We start from the raw sequence: 18,719 nt of genomic DNA on the forward strand, positions 1-18,719 counted from the left end.
CGCGCTAAACGGAAGCCGCCACGCGTTCGCCGTTGAAGTATTCGAGCTGCCAGCCGTCAACGGCATGGTGGTGGGCGAGGTTGAGCACAGCGTTCTCGACGCTGTCCAGGGTGCGGCCGATGGCGCGGCTGAGGCTTACGCGGATGAGGGTGCCGTGGGCGACCACCAGGACGCGGCGGCCGCGGAACTCCTCAGCCAGGGTCTCCAGCGCGGCCAACCCGCGGGAGGCTGCCTCGTCCTCGCTTTCCGCGCCGCGGAAACCACCGGGAATGCGCAGGGCGTCAAGCTCGGGACCGGCCTGCAGGCCCTCCGCGGGCCCGAAGCTACGCTCGGTGAGCTCCGGAATGTGCCGCGCCACGCTGAGGCCCAGACCGTCGGCAATGAGGTTCGCTGTTTCCGCGGCACGGCCGAGCGGCGAGGACACAATTGCGTCCCATTCCTGGCCGGACAGGACGGCGACGGCGTCGCGTGCCTGGCCGCGGCCGACGTCGTTCAGCGGAATGTCGGTGGATCCCTGCAGCCGGCGCTGCGCATTCCAGTCGGTCTGGCCATGGCGGACAAGGGCGAACGTCGTAAGGGTCATGCCTTCCATTCTGCCTTGGTGCCGGGTGCGGACCGGAAATTGTGGCTACAGAAGCCGGCGTCTGCCGCGTTAACGAGAGTGCCCGCCCGGGGTTTCCCGGGCGGGCACTCGTTTCACACGGAGAGTCAGTTCGCGTCAGCGCCGACTGCCGCGACGGCTTCTTCGCCGCGTGCCTCACCGGCGAGCCGGAGCCAGGTGTCCACCACGGTGTCGGGGTTCAGGGAGACGGAATCGATGCCTTCCCCGACCAGCCATTCGGCGAAGTCCGCGTGGTCGCTGGGCCCCTGGCCGCAGATGCCGACGTACTTGCCGCGCGCCTTGCACGCCTTGATGGCCATGCTGAGGAGCTTCTTGACGGCAGGATCGCGTTCATCGAAGCCGCCCGAGACGATCGCGGAATCCCGGTCCAGGCCGAGGGACAGCTGGGTCATGTCGTTGGAGCCGATGGAGAACCCGTCGAAGTGGTCCAGGAATTCGTCAGCCAGCAGCGCGTTGGACGGAATTTCGCACATCATGATGACTTCGAGGCCGTTCTCGCCGCGCACCAGGCCGTTCTCGCCAAGCAGCTCGATGACGCCGCGGGCCTCGTCCAGGGTCCGCACGAACGGGATCATGAGCTTGACGTTGGTCAGGCCCATTTCGTTGCGGACGAAGGACAGGGCCTCGCACTCGAGGTCGAAGCAGTCCCGGAAGGACGGCTCCAGGTACCGCGAGGCGCCGCGGAAGCCGAGCATCGGGTTTTCTTCGTGCGGCTCGTAGGCCGGTCCGCCGATGAGGTTGGCGTACTCGTTGGACTTGAAGTCGGACATGCGCACAATCACCGGTTCCGGCGCGAAGGCCGCCGCGATGGTTGCCACGCCCTCGGCCAGCCGCTTGATGTAGTACTCGCGCGGGCTGTCGTACGCGGCGATCCGCTCCCGGATGACCGCGGCCACATCCGCCGGTTGCTTGTCCAGGTTCAGCAGTGCCTTGGGGTGGATGCCGATCTGGCGGTTGATGATGAATTCGAGCCGGGCCAGACCCACGCCGTGGTTGGGGAGCTGCGCGAAGGTGAACGCCTGCTCCGGGGTGCCGACATTCATCATGACCTTGACCGGGGCCTCGGGCAGCTGGGTGATCTCGGTTTCCTCGACGCTGAAGTCCAGGAGCCCTTCGTAGATCACGCCGGTCTCGCCGTCGGCGCAGGAAACGGTCACCTCGAGGCCGTCGGAGAGGACGTCCGTGGCGCCGCCGGTACCGACGACGGCGGGAATCCCCAGTTCCCGGGCAATGATGGCCGCGTGGCAGGTGCGTCCGCCGCGGTTGGTCACGATGGCGGAGGCACGCTTCATGATCGGTTCCCAGTCGGGGTCGGTCATGTCGGCGACGAGGACATCGCCGGTCTTGAAGGCGGCCATCTGGTCGATTGAGCTGAGAATGCGGACGGTGCCGGCGCCGATGCGCTGGCCGATGGCGCGGCCTTCGACCAGCACCCGGCCGGTCCCGTTGAGGCGGAAGCGGCTCAGGCTGCCGGAGGCGCGGCGGGACTGCACGGTCTCCGGGCGGGCCTGCAGGATGTACAGGCCGCCGTCGATCCCGTCCTTGCCCCATTCGATGTCCATGGGGCGGCCGTAGTGGTTCTCGATGGCGACGGCGTGCCGGGCGAGCTGCTCGACGTCGTCGTCCGTGATGCTGAAGCGGTTCCGCAGCGAAGCCTCAACCGGAACGAAATCGATGGTGTGGCCCACTTCGCGGTTGCTCGTGTAGGTCATCTGGAGTGCCTTCTCGCCCAGCCCGCGCTTGAGGATCGCCGGGCGGCCGGCCTGCAGGGCGGGCTTGTAGACGTAGAACTCGTCCGGGTTGACGGCGCCCTGGACCACGGCCTCGCCGAGGCCGTAGGAGGACGTGACGAACACGGCGTCGTTGAATCCTGATTCGGTGTCCATGGTGAACATGACGCCGGAGGCCCCGACGTCGGAGCGGACCATGCGCTGGATACCGGCCGAAAGCGCCACCTCGGCGTGTTCGAACTTGTGGTGCACGCGGTAGGCGATGGCGCGGTCGTTGTAGAGGGAGGCGAACACGTCCTTGATGGCGAGCAGGATGTTCTCGATGCCGCGGACGTTCAGGAAGGTTTCCTGCTGCCCGGCGAAGGAGGCGTCCGGGAGGTCTTCGGCCGTTGCGCTGGAACGGACAGCCCAGGAGAGATCCTCGGAGCCGCCGTGCTTTTCCACCAACTGCTGGTAGGAGTCCCGGATCTGGGCTTCGAAGTCCGGCAGGAACGGCGTCTCACGAATGAGGGTGCGGATCTCCTGGCCGGCAGCGGCGAGGGCCGTCACATCGTCGGTGTCCAGGCCGATGAGCCGGTCGGCGATCTTCTGGTCCAGGCCGGAATCTGCGAGGAAGGTCCGGTACGCGTCCGCTGTCGTGGCGAAACCGTCGGGGACCTTGACACCGGCCGAGGTCAGGTTCTGCACCATCTCACCGAGGGACGCGTTCTTTCCGCCCACCCGGTCCAGGTCCTTGAGTCCGAGTTCTGAGAACCACAGGATGTCTGTCGTCATAGTTGCTGCTCCTTTGCAGATGATGGCATGCAGATGTGCCGCCCCGCTCGCGGCGATAGCCGTTTGGTGGGCGCGAATCTTGTCCACAGTGACAGGTCTCGGGCGCTCTTTCCACATGATGTGCGCCACACTTTGATTGTGAAATTTTTCCCTAATGCTTGAGGTTCATGCGCTGCAGTATGGTCGCAGCCATTTCCTCCACGGACACCGTTGCTGAATTGAGGTACGGAATCCGGTGGGAGACGTACAGCTGCTCCGCGCTGCGCAGCTCGAAGCCGCACTGGCGGAGCGAGGCGTAGGGCGAACCGCGGCGCCGTTCGGTGCGGATCTGGCTCAGTCGCAGGGGGTTGGAGGAGAGGCCGAAACATTTCTCAACGAAAGGCCGCAGCGGCTTGGGCAGCCCTTCGCGTTCGAAATCCTCGTCCACCAGCGGGAAGTTCGCGGCGAAGATTCCGTGCTGCAGCGCCAGGTACATGGTGGTGGGAGTTTTTCCGCAGCGGGACGGCGCCACCAGGATGACCTGTGCCTTTTCCAGCGCACGCAGGCTTTGGCCGTCGTCGTGTTCCATGGCGTACTCAACGGCGGCCATCCTGGATTGGTACCGCTCCGCATTGCCCAGGCCGTGGGCCCTGCCGGGCTCGCCGCTGGCCGGCGAGCCGAGGGCCTGCTCCAGCTGACCGACATGCGTCCCGATCAGGTCCACGATGATCCCCTTGCACGTGGCAAGGGTCTGGCGGATGTCGCTGCTGACCGCCGTGGAAAAGACGATCGGCCGCAAACCGCTGGCGGCCAGTTTGTCGATGGTGCCGACGACGGTCCTGGCCTGTTCGACGGTGGTGATGAAGGGGACCGTGATGCGGTCGAAATGATTCGCGGGAAACTGCGTCAACAAGGTGTTGCCGAGCGTTTCCGCGGTGATGCCGGTGCTGTCCGAAAGAAAGTAGACAGGCCGCAGATCGTCATTGGTCATGAACGTATTGTGCCCCAGGGCCGGTCCCCGTCCGGAATCGGAGGGGCGGCGCGGTCCAACGGACCTAGCCGTCGAAGGGTTCGGCCGATCCCATGAAGCCGTCCCTTCCGGGGGAACGCATGAGCAGGTCGCGCCCGCGGGCGCTGGCCCAGGCAAGGGGGACGGAGGAAAAAGCCCCGACAATCAGCACGGCAACGAGCGCAAGGCTGTCGACCCGCCAGACCAGATAAAGCAGGGCGGTCCCGGGAACCAGGGCCAGGAAGAACGCTGTGAGGACCACAAGCGGCCATGGCCAGAGTGCAGCGAGGGCGGCCATCATGCGGTTCGGCCTCCTTCGGGCCCGGAAACCGATGCGGGTTGCCAGCAGGGCTGCCAGAATTGCCAGCACAGGCGGTCCGAAACCTCCGCCGACGAGCAGCAACACCACCGCCAGGACGGCCAGTCCGCGGGCTCCATGCGGTCTGTGGACATAGAGCACCGACCAAAGTGCCAGGCAGAGGGAAACTGTGACGGCGAGGATCCCTGAGACCAGCAAGTTGGGTATCAGGGTCAGTGCAGGCTCGCCGTTGAGGGGGCTGAACGCGGGAGTGTCACCCCAGGACCTGAAGACCGGGGCGGGAGGAGCGATGGGCCCCTGCAGAACCTCACCGATGCCATGCTCCATCCCGGCAAAAGCGGCCAGGAGCGACATTGTGGTCACCGTGAGGGCTGTCGCCTCGGAGCCGGCCTTGCGACGTGCCTGATCCCCATCGGCAGCTCGCGTGACGTGCATGGTCCCTCCCGTCCTACCCGGCAGCCCTGGCCTCAACCGCGTAGGCCTTTGCCTGCTCGCGCACCTGGAGCACGTAGGAATCGGACTGGTTGTAGGAGAGCACGGCGTCGGTCCATCCCCGCGCCGTGGTGAGGTCGCGGCCGCCTCCGCACAGGTACGAGGCGGCGCTGAGGGCGGCGTCGTCGATGTTTAGCGGGTCGGCGTATCCGTCGCCGTTCCCGTCCCGCCCCGCCAGCTCCCACGTGGAGGGGATAAACTGCATGGGCCCGACGGCGCGGTCCCAAAGAGCGTCGCCGTCGAGGACGCCGTCGTCCGTGTCCGGGATGGCGGCGAAGCTGCCGCCGTCGAGGCTGGGCCCGATGATTGGTCCGCTCACCTGGCCGGTGCTCGATAAAGTTCCGCCGCCGTGGCTGCCGTGCGCCGACTCAACAAAGCCCACGGCCGCTACGGTATTCCACCCGATCCGGCACGCCGGTGCGGCGGCATTGGCCAGCTCGGCTGCCACTGCGTAGGCCTGAAGCGCCCGGGCAGGGATGCCGGTCTGCGCCGCTGTCCGGTCAAGCCACTTTGCATCCATCGTGCTGTCGGTGATGTCCACCGCACGGGCGCCGGAGAGGGTCGCGAGCTTCGCGCCCGATTGAGGCGGAGCCGCCAGGTCCCCGAACCCTGCCGCGCCGGGTCCGCGGAGCACCCAGAAAAGGAGTCCGGTGATGACGCAGATCGCGAAAAGGCAGAAGACCGCAAGGCGTTTCAGGCGAAGCATGGACTAGCCGGGCAGGCCAATGCCTCGACAAGCACCGTACGCCCGTATCGAGTCAGCCTTCACACTCAATACAGTACGCGTGGCCGTCCTTTTCGCGGGCGATCTGTGAACGGTGCCGCACCAGGAAGCAGGAATAGCAGGTGAACTCGTCCCGCGCCTGCGGTACCACCTGAACCACCAGCTCCTCGGCCACAAATTCGCCACCGGGAACAATGGAATCGTCCAGTGCATCTGCTTCGTCCAGGTCGCGGACAACGCTGCGGGCATCGGGTGCGTTCGCCGACTGCAGGGCCTCGAGGGAGCTGTCCTGCGATTCCTTGACGTCGGAACGTACTTCGTCGTAATCAGTTGCCACTTGGGGGTTCTCATTTCAGGTGTATTTGCTGGCCGGAAGAAACTTACACCATCTCCCCGTTAAGTCACCCGGTCTCCGTCAGTCCACCCGGCTACAGGCACTTCCGGTGAACCGGATTGTCACCAAAGCGGGGCGGATTTCGCGGTACGGTCCTATGCTTTTCCTACAGGGTTTTGCAGGAAGCCGCAACGTCTTAATTTGAGCGTGCACCATGGCCGAAGCTACGAACAGCGGACCGGAACCACCGGCTGCCTTCCCGTCCGCAGTTCTGGACACTCCCGATGCACAAGCGTTCCTCAGCGATGCGGCCGAAGACCTCATCGAGGAGGTCGGTGGCCCAGCACGGGGTTTCCTTTGGGCCATCACCCGAGTCGGCCCGGGCGGAGTCCGGAATTGGACGGCCGCCTCACTCAAGGGGCGGCAGGTCGACGGACTTCAAGGCTCGTTCGCAGACGGTCCTGCCCGGGCCGCGGTGGTGAGCCGCGAATTCATCCACATACCCGACGCCGCGGCAGACCGCCGCTGGCCCGGATACTGCGCAGCAATTGCCGGTGAAGGCCTCGGATCCGTGCTATCCGTGCCGATGATCGATGAGTGGGAGACCAGTGCCGCCCTGACGCTATACGCACCCGCGCCGCACGCCTTCACCAGCGACGACGTCATCCGGGCGGTCGCATGCGCACGGCGCATGTCCAAGGTGTGCCATTTGCTGTTGGAGCTGGCGCGGAAGGCACGGACCGCCGTCTCGCCGCCGCCTTCACCCCTGACCGAACTGGCTGTGGAGTCCTTGATCCGCGAGTACGGCCTCACCGAGGAGTCGGCCCTGCAGTACCTGCGGGCGGTGGCACGTGACCTGGCGTTCATGTCGCCGACGGCTCCCGACGCCGGCACCACCAGCGCCGCCTGACAGGCCGGTGTCTCTTACCGCTCGATGCAGACGGTGAGATCCAGGTGGATGTCGCTGGCCGCCGCGAGACGGTCCTGGAGGTAGAGGGCCAGGCTCGCATCGGTGGCGGTGTGGACGCTGTTGGGAACTGCACCGCGCAAAAGCGCCTGCGTGTTGGTGGACTTGACCATGTCCAGCGGCGCCCAGCCGCGGTGGCTGGACGTGAGGCGCTCGATGTCCGTGCGGAAGGAACGCTGGTGGTCCTCGCGGACAGTGGCGCGAACAGTAAACGGGATGAAAGTAGTAGGCAAGGAGGTCCTCTCAAGAGGCAACCGGTGGTCGGCGCCCGGTTATTACAAGCCTCCCCGGGCCCCTGCTATTCCCCTGCCGCCGCCAAGGAGTCCGATGTCACGGCCCGAAGTTCCGCCCGGAATAGGCCTAAAGCCCCTCGTGGGCCCTGCTGCCCTGCGGGTAGGTTGATTGCAGCCACAGGCCGGTCGGGCACAGCGGAGTGACTGCGGCCGTGGCAGGCGGTCCTGCCGATGTTCATGGGTGCCATCGGCGGACGTCGCCTTCCGGATGATGGGTTGCCCCGTCACAGGGGCGGGGTAACTCGTCCGGAGGTTGTTAGGCCACCATCTGTAGAGTTCGACGCCGGTGGTCACCTTGTCAGGTGACCACCGGCGTCGTGCTTCCCAGGAAACGGCGCTACCGCAGAATCACGGTGCGGTTGCCCAGCAGCATTATTCTGCCCTCGCAGTGCCAGCGCACCGCATTGCGGAGCGCGGCGCATTCGGCGTCCCGGCCAACGGCCACCAGGTCGTCGGCGGTGTAGGTGTGGTCCACGTCGATGACCTGCTGCGAAATGATCGGTCCCTCGTCGAGTTCCGCGTTGACGTAGTGGGCTGTGGCGCCCACGGTCTTGACCCCGCGGTCGTAGGCCTGGTGGTACGGCTTCGCACCCTTGAAGCTGGGCAGGAACGAGTGGTGGATATTGATGGTCCGGCCGGCCAGCTTGGCCGAGAGTTCGTCGCTCAGGACCTGCATGTAGCGGGCCAGGACCACGAGTTCCACATCGAACTCGTCGACCAGTTCCAGAAGCCGGGCTTCTGCTTCCGGTTTGGTGTCCTTCGTGACCGGCAGGTGGAAGAACGGGATGCCGTGCCACCGGACCAGGTCCTCCTGCTCGCGGTGGTTGGAGACCACCGCGACGATCTCCACGGGAAGGTCGCCGGTGCGGGCACGGAACAGCAGGTCATTGAGGCAGTGGCCCATTTTGGACACCATCACCAGGACGCGGCGTTTGCGGCCGTGCGGCTCCAGTTGCCAGTTCATCTGCCACTTCTCCGCCAGGGATGCGAAGTCCTGGCGGAGATCCTCGGTGCTGGTGGAATCCTGGCCCGAGTCGAAGTGCACCCGCATGAAGAAGTGCCCCTGGACGCGGTCCCCGTACTGCTTGTTGTCGATGATGTCGCAGCCGTGGTCAAGCAGGAATCCCGAAATCGCATGGACAATGCCCGGAGACTCGGCACAGTCCAAAGTCAGTACATGCTCGCTCATTTCCTGACGTCCCCGAGTTCCCGCGCAACGGCCGCGTCGGGCTCCATGTCCTGGCTGAGTTCAGCCTGGAACGTCGCATAGCGGGCCAGGTGCGCGGGCCGGCGGCGCAGCACGAACCAGGCGGCACCGAGCAGGATGAACCACACCGGCGTCACCAGGAGCGCCAGCAGCGTGTCCGGCTGGGTGGTCAGTGCCCACAGCACGAACGCGAAGAAAGCGAAGACCACCCAGACCATGGGAATGCCGCCGGGCATCCGGTACTTGGACGCCTCATGCAGCTGCGGGCGGCGCCGCCGGAAGGCCAGGTAGCTGGCCAGGATGATGGACCAGACAAAAACGAAGCAGACGGCGGACACGGTGGTCACCATGTCGAACGCCTTGCCGATGTCCGAGCCGGCATACATCAGGATGACGCCGGAGAGCAGCAGGACGCAGGAGAGGAACAGCGCATTCTGCGGGACCTTGCGGCGGGACAGGCGGCCGAACACGGACGGCGCGTCACCTTCCTGAGCCAGGCCGTAAACCATGCGTGAGGTGGAATATATGCCGGAGTTGGCCGAAGACATCGCCGAGCTGAGCACCACCAGGTTCACCACGGTGGCCGCGGCACCAAGACCGGCCAGGGAGAACATGGCGATGAACGGGCTGTGTCCGGCCTGGAACTGGGTCCACGGGGTGACGGACATCAGGATGATGAGAGCGCCAACGTAGAAGAGCAGCACGCGGATGGGAATGGAGTTGATGGCCTTGGGCAGGTTCTTCTCCGGGTCCTTGGCCTCCGCGGCCGTGGTGCCCACCAGTTCAATGCCCACAAAGGCGAAGACGGCGATCTGGAAGCCGGCCACAAAACCCATGAACTCGTTCGGGAAGAAACCGCCGTGGCTCCACAGGTTCGTGAAGGTGGCAGGGCCGGCGTCGGACTGGAATCCGCTGAAGATCATGAACAGGCCCACAATAATCAGTGCCGCGATGGCGATGATCTTGATCAACGCGAACCAGAACTCGGTCTCGCCGAAGGCCTTCACCGTGGTGAGGTTCAGGAGCAGCAGGATGGCCACAGTGGCCAGGCCCTGGATCCACAGGGGGAGCCCCGGCCAGAGTTCCTTCGAGTAGCCGGCAATGGCGATCACGTCCGCGATTCCGGTGATCACCCAGCAGAACCAGTAGGTCCAGCCGGTGAAGAACCCGGCCCAGGGGCCCAGCAGGTCAGCGGCGAAGTCGCTGAAGGATTTGTAGTTCAGGTTGGACAGCAGCAGTTCGCCCATGGCCCGCATGACGAAGAACAGCATGAAGCCGATGATCATGTAGACGAAGATGACGGACGGGCCGGCCGCCGAGATGGTTTTGCCGGACCCCATGAAGAGGCCGGTGCCGATGGCTCCGCCAATGGCGATCAGCTGGATGTGCCGGTTGCTGAGCTGCCTTTCAAGATGCGGTTCCTGGTGGGAGGTCAGGGTCTTAGTTGTCACGTGCTGCTCCTCGAATCAATGCTGGCTGGAGTGCCGTTGGGGAAGACGCGGGGCCCGCTTCGTTGGGGACCGCATCGAGGTTGTTGAAGCTGTAGAGGTGGATGCCGGCGATCTTCCCGGGCTGGCTTCCCAGCCCGTCCACGAGGTTCTGCGGCGAGTAGCGGTCACCGCTGAGGAGCTTGCGCGCCAGCGGGCCTTTTCGGCTCAGGAACTTCAGGGAACTTCCCACGCCGATCTGCGTCGCCAGGGAGACCAGCTTGGTCCGCGGAACGTTTCCGGCCACGCCGGCCCAGACGGGCAGCTGCACTCCTTCGCGGCGCAGGAGCGCCACGTAGTCAAGGACTTTCGGTGCGGAGAAGCACATCTGCGTCACCACGTGCGAGGCCACGTGCTGCTTGGCCAGCAGGGCGTCCAGCAGGTCCACCGGCCCAACCGAGGGATGACCCTCCGGGTAGCCGGCGATTCCTGCCCGCATCATGCCGCCCGTGTACTGCGCGATGTCTTCGAGCAGCGGGAGCGCGGAACCGTACGGGCCGGCCGGCTGCTTCCGGTCGCCGCCGATCACGAACACTTCGCTGATGCCGGCAACGTTGCAGTCGCGGAGGATTCCGGTGAGCTGGGACCGGTCATGCAGGCTCCGCGCCGCGAGATGCGGGACCACGGAGTAGCCGAGCAGGCTCAGCTGCACAGCGGTGCGCATGGTCCGTTCGATCCCGTGGTGGGGCAGGCACGTCACGGTGAGCGTTGTGGTCAACGGCACGTGCGCGCTGACCCGATCAGCGATTCCCTCTGACGGGATGATCTCGATCCGGGTGGGGAACATCATCGGTCCTCTCTCAATGTCACGTCTGAATATCACGGTGGTCCTAGTGGTGTGCCGCGATGAGGGAGCTGGCTTCCTGGCGGGTGCTGCCGGAGCTTTCGATGTGCGCGAGTTCGGCCGGGATGTCCCAGCCCTTCTTGCGCATCGCGGTGGCCCAGAGCCGGCCGGCACGGTAGGAGGAGCGGACCAGCGGGCCGGACATGACGCCGAGGAAGCCGATCTCCTCGGCCTCCGTGGCGAGGTCCACGAATTCCTGCGGCTTGACCCAGCGGTCCACCGGCAGGTGGCGTTCGGACGGGCGCAGGTACTGGGTGATGGTGATCAGGTCGCAGCCGGCCTCGTGCAGGTCCCGCAGGGCCTCGGAGATTTCCTCGCGGGTCTCGCCCATGCCCAGGATCAGGTTGGACTTGGTGACCATGCCCAGGTTCCGGCCCTGGGTGATGACATCCAGGGACCGGTCGTAGCGGAACGCGGGGCGGATGCGCTTGAAGATCCGCGGCACGGTCTCGACGTTGTGCGCGAAGACCTCGGGCTTGGAGTCGCAGATCGCCGCGATGTGCTCGGGTTTGCCCGAGAAGTCCGGGATCAGAAGTTCGACGCCGGTGCCCGGGTTCAGTTTGTGGATCTTCCGGACCGTTTCAGCGTAGAGCCAGACGCCCTCGTCGGCGAGGTCGTCGCGGGCCACCCCGGTCACGGTGGCGTACCGGAGCTGCATGGCCTGGACCGAGCAGGCCACCTTGGTGGGTTCGAACATGTCCACCGGGGAGGGCTTGCCGGTATCGATCTGGCAGAAATCACAGCGCCGGGTGCATTCGGAGCCGCCGATCAGGAACGTGGCTTCCTTGTCTTCCCAGCACTCGAAGATGTTCGGGCAGCCGGCCTCCTCACACACCGTGTGCAGGCCTTCCTTCTTCACCAGGTTCTTGAGCTGGACGAACTCCGGGCCCATCTGGACCTTGGCCTTGATCCACTCCGGCTTACGCTCCACCGGGGTGGCCGCATTACGCTGCTCAATACGCAGCATCTTCCGGCCTTCTGGTGCCAGTGTCATTATTCTCTTTCCTTCAGCATTCGGAGTCAGCATTCGACGACGTTGACGGCGAGGCCGCCCATCGCGGTTTCCTTGTATTTGGAGGACATGTCCTTGCCGGTCTCGCGCATGGTCACGATCACCTCGTCCAGGGACACCCGGTGCGTCCCGTCACCCCAGAGCGCCATCTTCGCGGCGTTGATCGCCTTCGCGGCCGCGATCGCGTTCCGCTCAATACACGGGATCTGCACCAGACCGCCGATCGGATCACACGTCAGCCCCAGATTGTGCTCCATCGCGATCTCCGCCGCGTTCTCCACCTGCTGGGGTGTGCCGCCCATGACCTCCGCCAGACCGGCAGCGGCCATCGAGGACGCCGAACCCACCTCGCCCTGGCAGCCCACCTCCGCCCCGGAAATCGAGGCCTGCTCCTTGTACAACACCCCGACCGCACCGGCGGCCAGCAGGAACTTCACCACCACATCATCCCGGTCCGCCTGCGTGGCCTGATCCATCCCCGGCGCGAAGTGCAGCGCGTAATACAACACCCCCGGAATGATCCCGGCCGCCCCGTTCGTCGGGGCCGTGACCACCCGCCCGCCCGAGGCGTTCTCCTCATTGACCGCCAGCGCGATCAGGTTCACCCATTCCTGCCAGTACTTCGGATCCCGGTACTCCGGATCCTGCCGGCCCGCATCCTGGTCCCGGGTCTCCTTCAGGAGGCGTTCGTGCCAGTCCGGAGCCCGGCGCCGGACCTTCAGCCCGCCGGGCAGCAGGCCTTCACGCTTCAGGGACACCGCAACGCACTCCTCCATCACGGAGTAAATGTGCAGCAGCCCCGCCCGGATCTCCTCCTCGGACCGGGACGCCCGCTCGTTCACGAACATGATCTCCCCGATGGACAAACCCTTGGACTGGCACCGGCCCAGCAACTCCGCCGCCGTACGGAACGGCAACGGCAGCTCCTTCTTCGACTCCTCCAGCTCCTGCTGCGCCGCGTCCTCCTCGCCCTCACGGACAATGAACCCGCCGCCCACCGAGAAGAACGTCGCCGCATGCAGCACTTCACCGGCAGCATCCGTGACCGTAAACGTCATCCCGTTCGTATGCCGCGGCAGGACCGTCAACGGCCGCAACACCATATCCTTCACCCCGTACTCCAGGGCCACCCCGGCACCATCAACAGCACCGGCCAGCCGCAGCTTCCCGGACTCCGCGATCGCCGCCAGCCGCTCCTCCACCTCCGCCGGCAGGATCTTCTCCGGATGGAAACCCTCCAACCCCAGCAGGATCGCCGTCATCGTCCCATGACCATGCCCGGTCGCGGCGAGCGAGCCATACAAATCCACCCGCAACCCCGCCACCTTCGCCAGGTCACCGGAGGACCGAAGCTCCTCGGCGAACACCGCCGCAGCACGCATCGGACCCACCGTATGCGAACTCGACGGCCCAATCCCGATGGAAAAAAGATCAAACACACCAACAGCCATGGCCGGGGTTCCTTAGTTGCTCACGCGGGGAAGGGGAGCACGGCGGCGCGCGCCAGCACGGCGGCCTGGAAACGTGGATGGGGACGGGTGTATCAGCACGAGGAACTCCATAATTCAGGTGGCACAGGGTGCCACGATGATTCGGGTTCCTCCCCGCTCTGTATCTGACCTGAGAGTTTCCGCGGACCCTGCTGTTACAGCGTGCCGCTTGCACCGTCGGTGAGCCCGGAGACCGGACTACTTTCCAGAGTTGCCTCGCCGCGGCGGTACGTGGGCCTGAGAGATTCCTGGGGAGGATTTGCTCCTACGGCGCCTGCTGAACGTACCGGCAGGACTCTCCCGCCGCAGATCAAAAGCATGTGTCACTTGTCGGTGACACGGCTCACACTTTACTCCGTCGCCGGGACGGCACGCAACAGAGTCACTTCACACGGGTCACACTTCCCGCGCCGGCCGCTCCGGAATCCCGTCCCGGTACATCACGGTGCTGCGTTTGAAGATCTCGGCATAGACCGAGGACCGGACGGACGTCACCGTCTCCAGCTGCCGGAGATCGTCGAGCAGCAGCCGCAGTTCGTCCAGGCTTGGCAGGGCCACCTGGGCCAGCACGTCTTCACCTGAGGCGGCGGCCCAGCGGGTCACCGGAAGGCCGGCCAGGTATTTCGCCGGCGCCTCCGCCGCGTTGCCGGAACGGGTCAGGGTGATCAGGGACTCCACGGGGAATCCGAGTATTGCCGGATCCACCACTGCCCTGATGAACAGGGCACCGGAGTTGGTCATGGCTTCAAGGCGGCGGCTGACGGTTGCTTTGGAGACCGACAATTCGGAGGCCAGCTCATCCACGGTGGCCCGCCCGTTGCGTTGGAGGAGCCCGGCCAGGGCCCTGTTCGTTTCATCAAGCGCCTCACCGGGCTGGCCGGTGCGGATTCCGGCCAGCCGGCCGTCCTCGTCGCGGTGGAGCGCGGCGTACTGTTTCTTGTCCAGTACCTCCGGGGTCCAGCCGCTGGGGGTGCGGAAATACTCCAGCAGGGGTGTCATGGCAAAGGACTGCACACCGTCCACCCCGGACAGGCGCCGGTAGAGAAGCCCGCCCAGTTCATCCGGGGAAAGAAAGAGCTCCGCCACGGCCTCGTTCGTGCCGGACAGTGCGGTGACCCAGGATGACTCTTCCTGCTCCGCAAGCCATGTGCAGACACCGCGCAGGTTGCGTGGGGCCGCCGTCACGCGCAGCAGGAAGGCCGACCGCGAACTGACCGACGACGGGTTGATGAAGGAGTTGGTGCGCACCAGACCGGATTCGAGCAGCTTGTTGCCGCGGCGTGCCACGGTGCGTTCCTGCTGCCCCAGGACATCGGCGATCAGGCGCCAGGGAGCGCGCCCGTTCCGAACCAGCGCGGCCACGATCTGCCGGTCCAGGGCGTCAAGCTGCTCCACGTCCCGGCTCCTCTCATTGCGGCTGGGAAAGTACGACGCCGGACGGCTGCTTCCGCGGAACGGAACCGGGGCGGCGGACCCGCCGCCGCCCCGCTCATGTCAGTTCCGGCCCAGATAGGCTAGCACTCCGGAGAGCGCTGCACCTGTTCCCCCGACGACGGCGGCACGGGCGTCCGGCGCGAACTGCGGCGAGTGGTTCCCGGCGGGTGCCGCGCCGTCCTCGAAGAGCTCCGGATCGAAGGCGCCAAAGGCCCAGAACACGCCAGGCACGCCGATGGCGTCGCTGAGCCATCCGGCGTCCTCCGACCCCATGCCGAGCGGTGCGTCGATCAGCGCATCGGCGCCGAAGTCAGCCGTGAACGCCGCAGTCACGCGGTCGGCGGAGGCGGGATCGTTGTAGCAGCGGGGGAAGCTGTTCAGTTCCACGATGGTGGGTTCCGGCGCCGCCGAGGCCTCGGCTTCGGCTGAGATGATCCGGCGGATGGCGGCAAGCACGGTGGCGCGTGTGTCCTCGTCGGGCGTCCGGACGTTGACCGAGAACTCGGCGGAGTCCGGAATGATGTTCTCCTTCAGGCCCGCATGGAAAGTTCCCACGGTGACGACCGCCGGCGTCGAGGGTGCCAGCTCGCGGGAGACGATGGTCTGCAGGCGAAGGACCATGGCGGCGGCGGCCACGATCGGGTCGATCGACTTTTCGGGCTGCGAGCCGTGGGCCTGCTTGCCGTGGACGGTGATCTTCCACGAATCGGCCAGGCTGGCCATGTGCCCGCCCCGGATCATGAGTTTGCCCTGGCTGACCGGCATGACGTGCTGGGCCAGCACCACGTCTGGTTTGGGGGCCCGGTCCCACAGGCCGTCGTCGATCATCGCCTTGGCACCGTACGCCGTCTCTTCGCCGGGCTGGAAAATGAGCACCAGGGTTCCGGCCCACAGCTCGCTGCGGTCCGTGAGGAGCGAGGCCAGCGCCAGCGCGGCGGCAATGTGCGTGTCGTGGCCGCAGCCGTGCATCACCGGAGCGGTGGTCCCGTCCGGCAGGGTGCCGGTGGCCTCGCTGGCATAGTCAAGGCCCGTCTGTTCTGGGATGGGCAGGCCGTCGGTGTCGGCGCGGAAGCCGATGACCGGACCGTCGCCGTTCTTCAGGATGCCAACCACGCCGGTCCCGCCGCAGCGGAAGGATTCGATGCCCAGGCCGGCAAGGTGCTGTTCGATGTACTCCGCGGTCTTGAATTCCTGTGCCGAGAGTTCCGGGTGGGCATGCAGGTGCTTGTAGACGCCGACGTATTGCTCCACGAAGTCCTCGGGAACTTCGACGGCGGGGGTCAGGCGTACGCCTGTGGTGGTGGTGCTCATTGCTGGCTGCCCTTTCAGTGGGTGGGTTCGGAAATGCGGGTGGCCTGGACGTTTTCGCCGGCGGCCGGTTCCATCGGAGCCTGCGGGGCTCTGGAGCGCGCAAACCAGGAGGCTGCGATGGTGATGAGGACAGCCAGCGCGGTGGCAAAGTACGTCAGGCCCGGAGCCAGCGGCACCACCACGAACACGATGGCGGCGGCCACAATGACGGCCACAATCGTGGTGCGGCGGCTCTTCATTGCCATGACGCTCTGCAGGACCACGGCGCCGAATATTGCGGGCAGGATGTAGCTGCGTGCCGTAGCGATCAGGGGCGCGGGGAGCATTCCCACGAGCCAGGTGCCCAGCACGCCCACAAAGAAAATGAGTGTGGTGATGTGGACCAGCACCGCGCCGATGATGGCGCTGCCGGCGATGAGTTCAGCCCGGCGGGTGCCCGGCTTCTCCCCCAGGTTGGCCTGAGCCACGATGGCCGCCGGCAGCAGTTTGTTCGCAATATTGCCGATCAGGAAGGCCTGGTACATGGCTGAGCGCCCCAGGATGGGGAAATAGGACACCGGCTCGATCACGGCGATGATGCCGAACGTGGCCAGGACGGCCCCGACGGCGGTGACCAGTTCCAGGGGTGTCACGCCCATGCCCGCGCCAAAGGCGGCGTACAGGGCCGCGGCCAGGGAAATCGGCAGCCCGAGCCCCAGGGTGATGGGACCCCAGACTGACGTGGTGCGGTCGAAGGCCGAAAACCGTGCGGATGTTTCAGGGGAAGTCGTGGTGGACATCAGATTGGCTCCTGTCGGGGGTTTCAGGCGGCTGCGGTCATGACGAAAGCGGCGGTGAGTGCCACGATGATGGACATTCCCAGTCCCCATTCGCGAAGCCACGGAAGCCGGAGCCTATGGGCAAGCAGGAGGCACACGCCCATTGCTGCCGCGGAGGCGAGCATGGTGACGAGGTGGACGGGAGACTTGAGCACCTCCTGGAAGGCGAGGGTGAAAAACGCGCCCAGCAGCGCCGCCGTCGGGACAATGGCCATCACTGCGGGGTTAACCTTGCGGAGCTTGGCGTCGCCTTTGCTGAGGATGGGCGTCAGGATCAGCGCCGTCAGCATCCAGGCGAGGCCGCCGATGGTCATGGCTGCGAAGGCGAGGGCGAAGATCTTCTGCGTGTACGTGGGTCCGCCCAGCTGTGCGCCCTGGGTGCCGGCCGAAATGCCGGCTGCTGCAACGTCGAAGGCAGCCGAGCCCACGAGGCCGATGCGTGTCAGGACCGCGGGGGTTCCGAACAGCGGGAGGAGGGAGATGGCGATGAGGGCAACGGCAAGTGAGGGGCCAATAGCCGCTACGGCACCGGAGCGGACTGAGCTGTTGACCTGCCCCGGCGTGAGCTCGGCGGCCGGTGCCGCTTTCCGGATGGCCTTGAAGTAGATCACCGATTGGAGGATGACGACGGCGAAAACGCCTACCGCGGACGCCCATAAGACGGGGTGGTGGATCAAAGGGGTGATGTCTGTGGAACCGGGATCGACAGCTGCGACAACCACGTTTACTCCTCTGGAAACTGAGGGGACACTCCTTGTTTGAGTGTCCGAAATTAATACTTCATGAACTCCTTGTGCCTGTTTGTTTCATTCTTACAGCACGAGTTGTCGATAAGTACACAGTTTTCAGATTTCCGACAGATCACGAAAGTGAAGCGCCGGTGTAAATTATCCGGCCCCGGGCGAAGGCTAGAGAAGCACGGCTGCGAACATTGCCGTTCCGCCGGCGCCGAAGATGGCGAGCATGAGGCCCACCCAGAGGCTGCCCCGGGAGATGACAAAGACGGGCCGCGTCGATTCAGCCGGGTTCGCCGGGTTGTAGAGCACCGGGATGTGCGTGCCGATGATTTCCTGGTCCGGGCCGTAGATGTCTGACTGGCCAAGCCACCTCAGGCCATGGGAATCCTGGAACTCGTAGGACGGGGCAAAGCGGTTCCGGCCGTTGCTCGCAGGGCCGTCCACGCCGCGCAGGTTCCCGGTCACCAGGGCCTGCGCGGGCACCCAGCCGCGAAGGGCAGACCGCCGCCGGAATGAGCCGGCCAGGGAAACCCCCATGACTATCAGGCCCGCCACCAGAAACAGCGCGGGCACCGCCAGGAACAGCGCCACTATGGAGTTCATGCTCAGCCCACCGGGAGGACGCTGATGAAGAGGAACGCTCCAGCGGCAATCGCGGCGAAGAACGGGATCATGCAGCCCATCGCCGTGCGGTCCTGGGATGACACCTGGAACGACTGATTGGGGTTGATGGGGTTGTACATCACTTCCACCCACGAGCCCGGATCCGGCTGGCTGGCGTATGAGACCTCGGATTCGCCGGCAAACAGGGTCCCGCGGGGATCCGCAAACTGGTAGGTGGGGTAGTAGCGCCGGCTGCGGCTCCCGCCGCCTCCCCCGTTGGTCCAGCCGGCCACGCTTCCGGTGACGACGGCCTGGACCCTCGGCCAGCCGGCCGTGAGTTGTTCGCGGCGTCTGGTCTTCCGCAAAACGCGGACAATCGAAAAAATCACGCCGGCAACAAACAGCGCCCAAATGATGTACAGCGCGATCTTCACGTGTCCCCCCAGGTTCCAGTCACCAAGAAGTATGCCATCGCCCGGCGGCGGCCTGTCAGTCAGGCGGCCGCCGGGCGATGGCATACGCGCAGTGCCGGC

At 65.6% G+C, this 18,719-nt stretch carries 19 protein-coding genes and 1 riboswitch; of the genes, 1 reads left to right on the forward strand and 18 read right to left on the reverse strand.

The window, feature by feature from the left end; translation table 11 throughout:
* Positions 1-4: 4 nt before the first annotated feature.
* The 6 genes from AC6JAC_RS21880 to AC6JAC_RS21905 all read right to left on the reverse strand — a co-directional run bounded on the left by AC6JAC_RS21880 (position 5) and on the right by AC6JAC_RS21905 (position 5,986).
* The gene (locus AC6JAC_RS21880) at positions 5-592 is read right to left on the reverse strand and encodes a histidine phosphatase family protein (protein ID WP_028270235.1); all 588 of its coding nucleotides are present in this window, start codon (positions 590-592) and stop codon (positions 5-7) included.
* A 116-nt stretch (positions 593-708) separates the two neighbouring features.
* Positions 709-3,126, reverse strand: a complete 2,418-nt coding sequence (gene ppsA / locus AC6JAC_RS21885; RefSeq protein ID WP_028270234.1) for a phosphoenolpyruvate synthase — start codon at positions 3,124-3,126, stop codon at positions 709-711.
* A 151-nt stretch (positions 3,127-3,277) separates the two neighbouring features.
* Positions 3,278-4,096: a pyruvate, water dikinase regulatory protein gene (locus AC6JAC_RS21890; protein ID WP_028270233.1), complete on the reverse strand. Its 819-nt coding sequence runs from the start codon at positions 4,094-4,096 to the stop codon at positions 3,278-3,280.
* Between the two features lie 64 nt (positions 4,097-4,160).
* Complete coding sequence (locus AC6JAC_RS21895) at positions 4,161-4,868, reverse strand: hypothetical protein (RefSeq protein WP_497966637.1); 708 nt, start codon at positions 4,866-4,868, stop codon at positions 4,161-4,163.
* Positions 4,869-4,881: 13 nt separating this feature from the next.
* Complete coding sequence (locus tag AC6JAC_RS21900) at positions 4,882-5,631, reverse strand: lytic transglycosylase domain-containing protein (protein WP_454697244.1); 750 nt, start codon at positions 5,629-5,631, stop codon at positions 4,882-4,884.
* Positions 5,632-5,683: 52 nt separating this feature from the next.
* On the reverse strand, positions 5,684-5,986 hold the full coding sequence (locus AC6JAC_RS21905; protein WP_028270230.1) for a DUF4193 domain-containing protein: 303 nt from the start codon (positions 5,984-5,986) through the stop codon (positions 5,684-5,686).
* 211 nt (positions 5,987-6,197) lie between these two features.
* On the opposite strand from AC6JAC_RS21905, the gene AC6JAC_RS21910 reads away from it, so the two are divergent.
* On the forward strand, positions 6,198-6,893 hold the full coding sequence (locus AC6JAC_RS21910; protein WP_051628782.1) for a GAF domain-containing protein: 696 nt from the start codon (positions 6,198-6,200) through the stop codon (positions 6,891-6,893).
* Positions 6,894-6,907: 14 nt separating this feature from the next.
* Here AC6JAC_RS21910 and AC6JAC_RS21915 read toward each other — a convergent pair whose 3' ends face one another.
* From AC6JAC_RS21915 to AC6JAC_RS21970, 12 genes are all read right to left on the reverse strand, one after another.
* The gene (locus tag AC6JAC_RS21915; protein WP_347893887.1) at positions 6,908-7,183 is read right to left on the reverse strand and encodes a hypothetical protein; all 276 of its coding nucleotides are present in this window, start codon (positions 7,181-7,183) and stop codon (positions 6,908-6,910) included.
* A 397-nt stretch (positions 7,184-7,580) separates the two neighbouring features.
* Positions 7,581-8,432 (reverse strand): formyltetrahydrofolate deformylase, encoded by an 852-nt coding sequence (purU, locus tag AC6JAC_RS21920; protein WP_497966640.1) that lies wholly within the window; start codon positions 8,430-8,432, stop codon positions 7,581-7,583.
* Entirely contained in the window at positions 8,429-9,901 is a 1,473-nt protein-coding gene (cycA, locus tag AC6JAC_RS21925) for a D-serine/D-alanine/glycine transporter (RefSeq protein WP_497966642.1), read from the reverse strand. Before cycA ends, purU begins: the two co-directional genes overlap by 4 nt.
* Positions 9,891-10,727, reverse strand: coding sequence for a methylenetetrahydrofolate reductase (locus AC6JAC_RS21930; RefSeq protein WP_497966644.1), 837 nt, complete (start codon positions 10,725-10,727; stop codon positions 9,891-9,893). The genes cycA and AC6JAC_RS21930 overlap by 11 nt, the downstream gene beginning before the upstream one ends.
* Before the next feature lie 40 nt (positions 10,728-10,767).
* On the reverse strand, positions 10,768-11,775 hold the full coding sequence (gene lipA / locus AC6JAC_RS21935) for a lipoyl synthase (protein ID WP_497966646.1): 1,008 nt from the start codon (positions 11,773-11,775) through the stop codon (positions 10,768-10,770).
* A gap of 26 nt (positions 11,776-11,801) precedes the next feature.
* Positions 11,802-13,244, reverse strand: coding sequence for an L-serine ammonia-lyase (locus tag AC6JAC_RS21940; RefSeq protein ID WP_497966648.1), 1,443 nt, complete (start codon positions 13,242-13,244; stop codon positions 11,802-11,804).
* A 254-nt stretch (positions 13,245-13,498) separates the two neighbouring features.
* A riboswitch (glycine riboswitch) is annotated at positions 13,499-13,596 on the reverse strand.
* Between the two features lie 83 nt (positions 13,597-13,679).
* Complete coding sequence (locus AC6JAC_RS21945) at positions 13,680-14,678, reverse strand: Lrp/AsnC family transcriptional regulator (protein ID WP_028272277.1); 999 nt, start codon at positions 14,676-14,678, stop codon at positions 13,680-13,682.
* Positions 14,679-14,777: 99 nt separating this feature from the next.
* Positions 14,778-16,028, reverse strand: a complete 1,251-nt coding sequence (locus AC6JAC_RS21950; protein ID WP_454697238.1) for an amidohydrolase — start codon at positions 16,026-16,028, stop codon at positions 14,778-14,780.
* Between the two features lie 14 nt (positions 16,029-16,042).
* Positions 16,043-16,807, reverse strand: a complete 765-nt coding sequence (locus tag AC6JAC_RS21955) for a hypothetical protein (RefSeq protein WP_051629030.1) — start codon at positions 16,805-16,807, stop codon at positions 16,043-16,045.
* A 23-nt stretch (positions 16,808-16,830) separates the two neighbouring features.
* Entirely contained in the window at positions 16,831-17,568 is a 738-nt protein-coding gene (locus AC6JAC_RS21960; RefSeq protein WP_028272279.1) for a DUF5058 family protein, read from the reverse strand.
* A 186-nt stretch (positions 17,569-17,754) separates the two neighbouring features.
* Complete coding sequence (locus AC6JAC_RS21965) at positions 17,755-18,186, reverse strand: DUF3592 domain-containing protein (protein ID WP_081818978.1); 432 nt, start codon at positions 18,184-18,186, stop codon at positions 17,755-17,757.
* Between the two features lie 2 nt (positions 18,187-18,188).
* On the reverse strand, positions 18,189-18,620 hold the full coding sequence (locus tag AC6JAC_RS21970; RefSeq protein WP_028272281.1) for a DUF3592 domain-containing protein: 432 nt from the start codon (positions 18,618-18,620) through the stop codon (positions 18,189-18,191).
* Positions 18,621-18,719 lie beyond the last annotated feature (99 nt).

This window comes from Arthrobacter sp. KUASC02 (assembly GCF_059739395.1).